Below are 7,092 nucleotides of genomic sequence, written 5' to 3'. Positions count from 1 at the left end.
CGGAGTGTTACAATCGCCAGGAACAGGATGAAGACCGCGTTGCTGAGGGCGGGCGCTATCGCCGGGACGAAGAAGCAGTCCAGGCTGTTCAGGACCCCCATGGCGAGGGCCGCGATGGAGATGAACACCAGGAAGGGGAACATGAGGCGCGTGAGCGAGACCGCCAGCCGGGTTCCCTCCACACCGAAGCCCGGGGCCATGACCCTGACCAGGAGTGGCGCCGCCAGTATGCCGGCAAGGGTTACAATGCCGGTGGCCGCCAGGAGAACCGCCAGGATCTGCCTCGCCAGGCCACGGGCCGATTCAAGGCCGTCCTTTTCGAGGGTCCTGGAGAACTCGGGTACAAAAGCCGCCGAAAGGGCCCCTTCCGCCAGGAGCCTCCTGGAGAGGTTGGCCAGCGTATAGGCTACGAGGAAGGCGTCCAGCTGCCGCGTCGCTCCGAAGAAGGCCGCCGTCAGGACCTCCCTGGCGAGGCCCAGGATGCGGCTCAGGAAGGTTCCGGCCATCATCCTCAGGGAGTGACGGACCATCCTGGAACCGGTGGAACTCATGGCAGGACACCAGCCTTCGACGCGGGGAACCTGCGAAAGGGTGAAAGTCCATGGAAAGGCTCACCTTCGTATGGGGCATGGGCAACGAACTCATGGGAGACGACGCCGCCGGCATCCGGGCCGCCGAGATGATCAAGGCCCGGGCCCTGCCATGGATCCGCGTCTTCCTTTGCGGCGTCCTCCCCGAGAACCATATCGCCCCGCTCAGGGAGAACCCGCCGGAAACTCTCCTCGTCATCGACGCGGCCGACTTCGGCGGAGAGCCGGGTGAGATTCGCCTTCTCGGGCTCAACGACGTGGAGGGCTCGCTCCTCTCTTCCCACGGCATCCCTCTTTCGGTCCTTCTCGCCCCCTTCGATGAGGGCATCCGCATCAACATCATAGCCATACAACCCGCTTTCACGGGACTTTGGGAGGGCCTTTCGCCAGCCATCGAAACCGCCGCCGGGAGAGCGGCGGAGGCTGTCTGCTCCGGCGCCTGGGACGAGTTCCCTTCCCTTCACAGCGAAAACCTTTCCCCCAGGTAGAACTTCCTGGCGGCTTCGCTGTCGGCGACCTCCGAGGGAGTGCCCTCGACTAGGATCTGCCCCCTGTGGATGAGGTAGGTCCTATCGGTTATGGCCAGGGTCTCCCTCACGCTGTGGTCCGTGAGCAGGATGCCGTACCCCCTGGCCCTCAGGCCCAGTATTATCTGCTGTATGTCGTAGACGGCGATGGGGTCGATGCCGCTGAAGGGTTCGTCCAGCAATATGAACGAGGGGTTCATGGCCAGGCTGCGGGCGATCTCCACCCTCCTGCGCTCACCCCCGCTCAGGGCAAAGCCGGGGATGTCCTCCACTTCTCTCAGCCCGAACTCCTCGATCAGGTCGGAGGCCAGGCGTTCGATCTTCTTACTGCCCTCGCCCTTCTCCTCCAGGACTAGTTCGATGTTTTCCCGGGCGGTCAGGCTCCTGAAGACCGAGGCCTCTTGGGGGAGGTAGCCGATCCCCCTCCTGGTCCTGATGTACATGGGCAGACCTGTGAGATCCTCGTTGTCGATCATTATCCTCCCGGAGTCGGGTTTCACAATGCCCAGGACCATGTAGAAGGTTGTGGTCTTCCCGGCCCCGTTGGGCCCTAGAAGACCCACGATCTCCCCCTGCCTGACCTTCAGGTCCACCGACGATACGACGGTCCGCCCCTTGTAGCTCTTGCTCAGCGAACGCGCCCAGAGGAAGCGGTTGTTCATTGGTCCTCCCCGGGGGGAAGGTCGACCTCCATCCGGGGATTCCCCACGGCTTCGATCTTCCCGCTTTCAAGGTGAATGATGAAGGTGTCGGCGGTGATCCTGCGATTCTTCTGTAACCCCACCGCCCCGCCGGTGAATTCCAGGGTCTGGCGGTCCCTGTCGTATCGCGACCTCTTGCCCGTTACCCTGGTAGGCTCCCCATCGGGAGCTACGGCATCGGCCACCACGCCGCCCCTGGCATCAAATTCTGTGAAGGCCCCGCCGACCACGGACCCTTCCACAAGGTCAGCCCTCATGGTCACCTTCCTGACCGCGTCGTGGAACCTGGTCACCTTCCGGGCGATGATCTTCTGGCCCCGGGCGACCTCCTCCACGACCATCTCATCGCAGTTCATGGTCAGCTTCCCCTCGGGCCACAGGGCCAGGACATTATCCCGGAACAGGGAGCGCATGCCCGAGGGGTCGAATTCGCCTTCGTCGGAGGTTATCTCGGCACCCCTCCCGATAACCTTCACGTTCCCCGAGGCGAAAACGGTGCCCCCCGAGGGATCGTACTGAAGGGTATCTGATGTAAGCCGTATCTGTTCCGCACCGGTCGCGACCGTGGCGGCGAAAAGCACCGCAGCCATCAAAAATGTAAAGGCGGCCTTTTTCTTCATGTTTTCAGGCACCGTCCTCGAAAAAGGAAATGGCGGCGTCCACCCCGGACGCCGCCGCTATTCTACCTTATACTCCGATCGCCCGGGCTGAAGAACGTCAAGGCAGGAACAAAAATCACGGGGTTACCAGGAGTTCGGCTATCTGGACGGCGTTGAGAGCGGCTCCCTTCAGGAGGTTGTCCGATACGATCCACATCATGAGTCCCTTTTCACTTATGGTATCCCTCCTGATCCTGCCTACGTAGACGAAATCCTTCCCCCGGGAATCCCTGGCCGTCGGGTAAAGATTTCTGCCGGGTTCATCGGCAAGGCATACTCCCGGCGCGACCGAGAGGACCCTTCTGGCCTCTTTCGGAGAAATAGTCCGCTTGAAAAGGGCGGTGACCGCCTCGGAATGCCCCCTGAAAACAGGGACCCTGGCGGCGGTGCACCTTACATCAAGACCGGGGAGTTCCAGGATCTTCCTGGACTCCCTGATCATCTTCCACTCTTCCTCGCTTATGCCGCCCTCGTCGAAACCGCCTATGTGGGGCAACACGTTGAAGGCGATATCGTGAGGGTAAACGGACGCGATCCCCTTGTCGCCGGACAGGAAAGCCTCTGAATTGCGCGCCAGTTCCGTAACGGCCTCCTTCCCCGTGCCGGAAACGGACTGGAAGGTGACCGCGGAAAACTGCTCAAGACCGGCGGCGTCATGGAGCGGCTTCAAAACCATGACGGCCTGGATGGTGGCGCAGTTGGGGTTGGCGATAAGCCCCTTGTTTCCTGTTATCGCACCGGGGTTGACCTCGGGCACCACGAGGGGGACCTCGGGGTCCATCCTCCAGGCCGAACTGTTATCGATCACCACCGCGCCCCTCCTGGTCGCCTCCGGGGCCCACAGCCTTGAGGCGGTGCCGCCGGCCGAGAAGAAAGCGATATCTATTCCCTCGAAGGAGTCGGCGGTTACCTCGCTGACCTCGAATTCGCCCCCGCCGAAGGAGACCCTGGAACCCTTCGAGCGGGAAGAGGCCAGGGGCACGATCTCCGAGGCGGGGAAGTTCCTCGCCTCGAGGGTGTTCAGGATTTCCCGCCCTACGGCGCCGGTGGCGCCGAGCAGCGCCACCCTCATCGCTGTGCCTCCTCGATAAAAGCCTTGTGAAGGGCCACAACGGCTTTTTTCACATCGGCCGAGGAGACCACGCAGGTGATGGACATCGAAGTCGAGGAGATCATGTCGATATTGACGGACTCGCCGGCGAGCACCGAGAACATCCTCGCCGGGGCGTCGGGGTGGTTCGACAGACCCGCCCCCACCAGGGAGATCTTGCCCACCTCCGTATCGAAAGCCACGCCCTGGGCTTCGATATCCCTGGCGGTCTTGCGGCAGACGTCTATGGCTTCACCCAGGAATTCCTTCCTGACGAGGAAGGCAATATCGTTGACCTGGCCCCTCATAATGCTTTGGATTATCATCTCGGCGCCCACGCCGGCCTCGCTCAGGGAGGAGAAAACCCTGGCCGCGATCCCGGGAATATCGGGGACCCCAAGCACGGCCACTTTGGCAACCTCCGTATCGTGGGTTATCGATCGCACCACAAAGCCTTCCGAAACATCATCTCTCATGATCCAGGTCCCCCTCCCCTTTTCAAAGCTGGAACCGACAAAGAGCGGCACCTCGTACCTCCAGGCGAGCTCCACGCTCCTTGCCTGCAGGACCCTGGCGCCCGCCGCGGCCATCTCCATGCATTCCCCGCTGCTGATCCTTTCAAGACGAAAAGCTTTTGGAACCAGCCTTGGGTCGGCGGAAAACATCCCTTCCACATCGGTGAAAATTCGGCAGCAGTCGGCCTCCAGGGCGGCGGCCAGGGCCACCGCGGAGAGGTCCGACCCTCCCCTGCCAAGGGTTATGACGTCTCCTTCGTCGGTGACGCCCTGGAAGCCGGCGACGACGGCAACCTCCCCCTTTTCGAGGGACCTCGCCACCATCCGGGGGTCCACGGAACTGATCCGCCCGTCGGTGAAAACGCCGCCAGCCCTTATCCCAGCCTGCCAGCCCGCGAAGGAACGGGCTGGGACATCCCGTTTTCCCAGGGCCATGGTGAGAAGAGCCATGCTCTGCTGCTCGCCGGTGGAAATGAGCTGGTCTATCTCCCGGCGGTTCAGGCGGCAGGCGAAGCCATTGGCGGTCTCGATGAGGTTCTTCGTGGTATGCCCCACAGCCGATACCACCACGACCAGGGAAACGCCCTTGCGGTGGAGATCGGCCACCTGTTTCGCGACAGCGGCTATCCGGCCCTCCCCCGCCAGGGAAGATCCCCCGTACTTCAAGACCTCGATGCTCATTGCCGGGTCACCTCCCGGGAAAAGCGCTGAAGCGCGGCACCCGCCTCATCCACATCGAGGACGAAGAAACGCGACCTCACGCCATGCTCTCTGAAAACCCTGCACATGGCCTCGGCGACGCCCCTCGGGGCCCCCTTGGCAAAGGCCAGCACGCTTGGGCCGGAACCGCTTATCGCTGCCCCGAGGCACCCGGGGACGCTTTTGACCTTCTCCAGGATCACCTCGCCCCCGGGGAAGAGTTTCGCCCGGAACTGCTGGTGAAGCCTGTCGTCCATGGCCCAGGCCAGGTTCTCCCACTTCCCGGCTGCCCACGAGGCGGCCAGGATGGCCGCCCGGTTCAGCGTGAAGACGGCGTCTCCCAGGCTCACTTCCCTCGGGAGCGCGTTGCGGGCATCCTCGGTCCTGACCCTTACCTCGGGGACGGCCACGACGGCGAAAATATCCCCGGGGGGCGGCGGGAGCTTTACGTAGCGGAGCCGGCCCTCGCCCGCGCCGCTCACCACGAATCCACCCAGGCAGGCGGGCACGATATTGTCGGGGTGTCCCTCGATCTCCACCATCAGGGGGATCAATTCCTCGACGGACAGGGGATCCTTCCGGAACGAGTTGGCTATCATCACACCTCCCGCGACGGCGGTGGAGGAGCTGCCCAAGCCCCTACAGAGGGGGATCGCGTTGAGGCAGCGCAGTGAAAAGCCCGGACAGAGAAGGCCCCACTCCTCGCAGGCTCTTTCATAACTCTTGATTATCATATTAGATTCCGGGTCCGAGAGTTCGGCGCTGCCTTCGCCGATCACTTCCATCCGGTACGCACCGGGCTCGTCGATGTCGAAGACGTCGTAAAGGTTGTAAAGGGAGAGGGCAAGGCCAATCGTGTCGAAGCCGGAGCCCAGGTTGGCCGTGGTCGCCGGAACCCTTATGCGGATCGCGGTGCCCTTCACGACAGGGCTTCCCTTAGGGCTTCCATCCCGGCGTCGATCTCAAGGGGTGGTTTCGCCCCGGCCACGGCCGAATCGGGATCCTTGAGGCCATTCCCGGTGAGGATGGCTACCACCGTCGAGCCGCGGGGGATGAGCCCCTGCCCGGAGGACCGGAAGAGACCGGCTATCCCCGCGCAGGAGGCGGGCTCGGCGAAAACGCCCTCGACAGCCGCCAGCCTCTTCTGGGCCGCCAGTATCTCGTCGTCGCTCACGGCGAGGAACTTCCCGCCGCTCATCCTGGCAGCCCAGAAGGCCTTCTTCCCGTTCACCGGCTTCCCTATCCTTATGGCCGTGGCGACCGTCTCCGGCGCCGGGCAGGGCTTCCCGAGAGCGAGCGGCGCGGCTCCCTCGGCCTGAGCCCCGATCATGGCGGGGACGCTTTCAGCCTTCCCGGCACGATAATACTGCACGAATCCGGCCCAACCGGCCGTGATATTGCCGGCGTTCCCCACGGGGAGCACCACGGCGTCGGGGGGGTGGCCGAGTTCATCGATGATCTCCCAGGCCACGCTCCTCTGGCCCCAGAGCCGGTAACGGTTCACCGAGTTGACCACCGCCAGGCCCAGCTCCCTCGACAGTGAAAGCGCCAGTTCCAGGGCATCGTCGAAATTTCCCCTGATGGAAATGACCCTGGCGCCATGGACCAAAGCCTGGGCTAGCTTTCCAGCGGCGACCTTACCCTTGGGCAGGAGCACCGTGCAGGGGAGGCCGGACCTCGCGGCGTAGGCCGCAGCCGAGGCCGACGTGTTCCCCGTCGAGGCGCAGACGAGGCCCTTTGCTCCCGCTTCGAGCGCCTTGGCGACGGCCAGCACCATCCCCCTGTCCTTGAAGGAGCCCGTGGGGTTGGCCCCCTCGTACTTGGCGTAAAGCCGCAGGCCCAGTTCCTCCCCCATCGTTTCAAGGGGAATGAGGGGAGTTCCTCCTTCCTCCAGGGAGATCATGGGTGTCCCCGGATTTATCGGCAGCAAGTTCCTGTATCTTCGTAAAAGACCTTTCATTTTCAAACCCTCCCCTGGTTTTCAAAGAACAAAGCCCCTTTCCGTCTCCACCCGTGAGACGGAAAGGGGCTCTTTCCGCGGTTCCACTCCGGTTCCGGCATACAGGCGCCGGCACTCGACCTCGCTGTCAGGGGCGAATCCCCGTCACCTTATCCCCTTGCCGGGGCTTCGGATCCAGCTCCAGGGTGGTCTTCACCGTTTCCCTCGCGAGGCGACCTTTCAGCCCTTGGGTCCCCCTCTCTGGCGCGCTAAAAACGGCTACTCTCCCTTTCATAGCCTTTGCGTTATCTTAAACCGCGATGTTCTGCGGTTACCGTCCTTTATAGGACCCTCAGGGGGATTTGTCAAGGG

At 63.0% G+C, this 7,092-nt stretch carries 8 protein-coding genes; 1 reads left to right on the top strand and 7 read right to left on the bottom strand.

What is annotated here, in order from left to right; translation table 11 throughout:
- A partial coding sequence (locus GX108_04200) for a murein biosynthesis integral membrane protein MurJ (GenBank protein ID NLO56240.1) occupies positions 1 to 551 on the bottom strand: 551 nt, incomplete at its 3' end.
- 50 nt (positions 552 to 601) lie between these two features.
- Here GX108_04200 and GX108_04195 point away from each other — a divergent pair.
- Positions 602 to 1,078 (top strand): hydrogenase maturation protease, encoded by a 477-nt coding sequence (locus GX108_04195; protein NLO56239.1) that lies wholly within the window; start codon positions 602 to 604, stop codon positions 1,076 to 1,078.
- Here GX108_04195 and lptB read toward each other — a convergent pair.
- The 6 genes from lptB to GX108_04165 all read right to left on the bottom strand — a co-directional run bounded on the left by lptB (position 1,051) and on the right by GX108_04165 (position 6,741).
- On the bottom strand, positions 1,051 to 1,779 hold the full coding sequence (gene lptB / locus GX108_04190) for an LPS export ABC transporter ATP-binding protein (protein NLO56238.1): 729 nt from the start codon (positions 1,777 to 1,779) through the stop codon (positions 1,051 to 1,053). The two genes, GX108_04195 and lptB, sit on opposite strands and share 28 nt — an antisense overlap.
- A complete protein-coding gene (locus tag GX108_04185; protein ID NLO56237.1) occupies positions 1,776 to 2,438 on the bottom strand; it encodes a hypothetical protein in 663 nt (220 codons plus the stop codon). Before GX108_04185 ends, lptB begins: the two co-directional genes overlap by 4 nt.
- Positions 2,439 to 2,553: 115 nt before the next feature.
- The gene (locus tag GX108_04180; protein NLO56236.1) at positions 2,554 to 3,549 is read right to left on the bottom strand and encodes an aspartate-semialdehyde dehydrogenase; all 996 of its coding nucleotides are present in this window, start codon (positions 3,547 to 3,549) and stop codon (positions 2,554 to 2,556) included.
- The gene (locus GX108_04175; GenBank protein NLO56235.1) at positions 3,546 to 4,763 is read right to left on the bottom strand and encodes an aspartate kinase; all 1,218 of its coding nucleotides are present in this window, start codon (positions 4,761 to 4,763) and stop codon (positions 3,546 to 3,548) included. Before GX108_04175 ends, GX108_04180 begins: the two co-directional genes overlap by 4 nt.
- Entirely contained in the window at positions 4,760 to 5,704 is a 945-nt protein-coding gene (gene thrB / locus GX108_04170) for a homoserine kinase (protein NLO56234.1), read from the bottom strand. Before thrB ends, GX108_04175 begins: the two co-directional genes overlap by 4 nt.
- Positions 5,701 to 6,741, bottom strand: a complete 1,041-nt coding sequence (locus GX108_04165) for a threonine synthase (protein ID NLO56233.1) — start codon at positions 6,739 to 6,741, stop codon at positions 5,701 to 5,703. The genes thrB and GX108_04165 overlap by 4 nt, the downstream gene beginning before the upstream one ends.
- Positions 6,742 to 7,092 lie beyond the last annotated feature (351 nt).

Source organism: Thermovirga sp., from assembly GCA_012523215.1.
GTDB lineage: Bacteria > Synergistota > Synergistia > Synergistales > Thermovirgaceae > 58-81.
The sequence above is the reverse complement of the archived record's forward strand: the minus strand, read 5'-3'. Positions and strand labels throughout refer to the sequence as shown.

What these genes read in the sequence shown, in the direction of transcription:
- GX108_04175 (NLO56235.1), bottom strand. Translation starts at nt 4,763, where the DNA reads ATGAGCATCGAGGTCTTGAAGTACGGGGGATCTTCCCTGGCGGGGGAG.
- lptB (NLO56238.1), bottom strand. Translation starts at nt 1,779, where the DNA reads ATGAACAACCGCTTCCTCTGGGCGCGTTCGCTGAGCAAGAGCTACAAG.
- GX108_04185 (NLO56237.1), bottom strand. Translation starts at nt 2,438, where the DNA reads ATGAAGAAAAAGGCCGCCTTTACATTTTTGATGGCTGCGGTGCTTTTC.
- GX108_04165 (NLO56233.1), bottom strand. Translation starts at nt 6,741, where the DNA reads ATGAAAGGTCTTTTACGAAGATACAGGAACTTGCTGCCGATAAATCCG.
- GX108_04180 (NLO56236.1), bottom strand. Translation starts at nt 3,549, where the DNA reads ATGAGGGTGGCGCTGCTCGGCGCCACCGGCGCCGTAGGGCGGGAAATC.
- GX108_04195 (NLO56239.1), top strand. Translation starts at nt 602, where the DNA reads ATGGAAAGGCTCACCTTCGTATGGGGCATGGGCAACGAACTCATGGGA.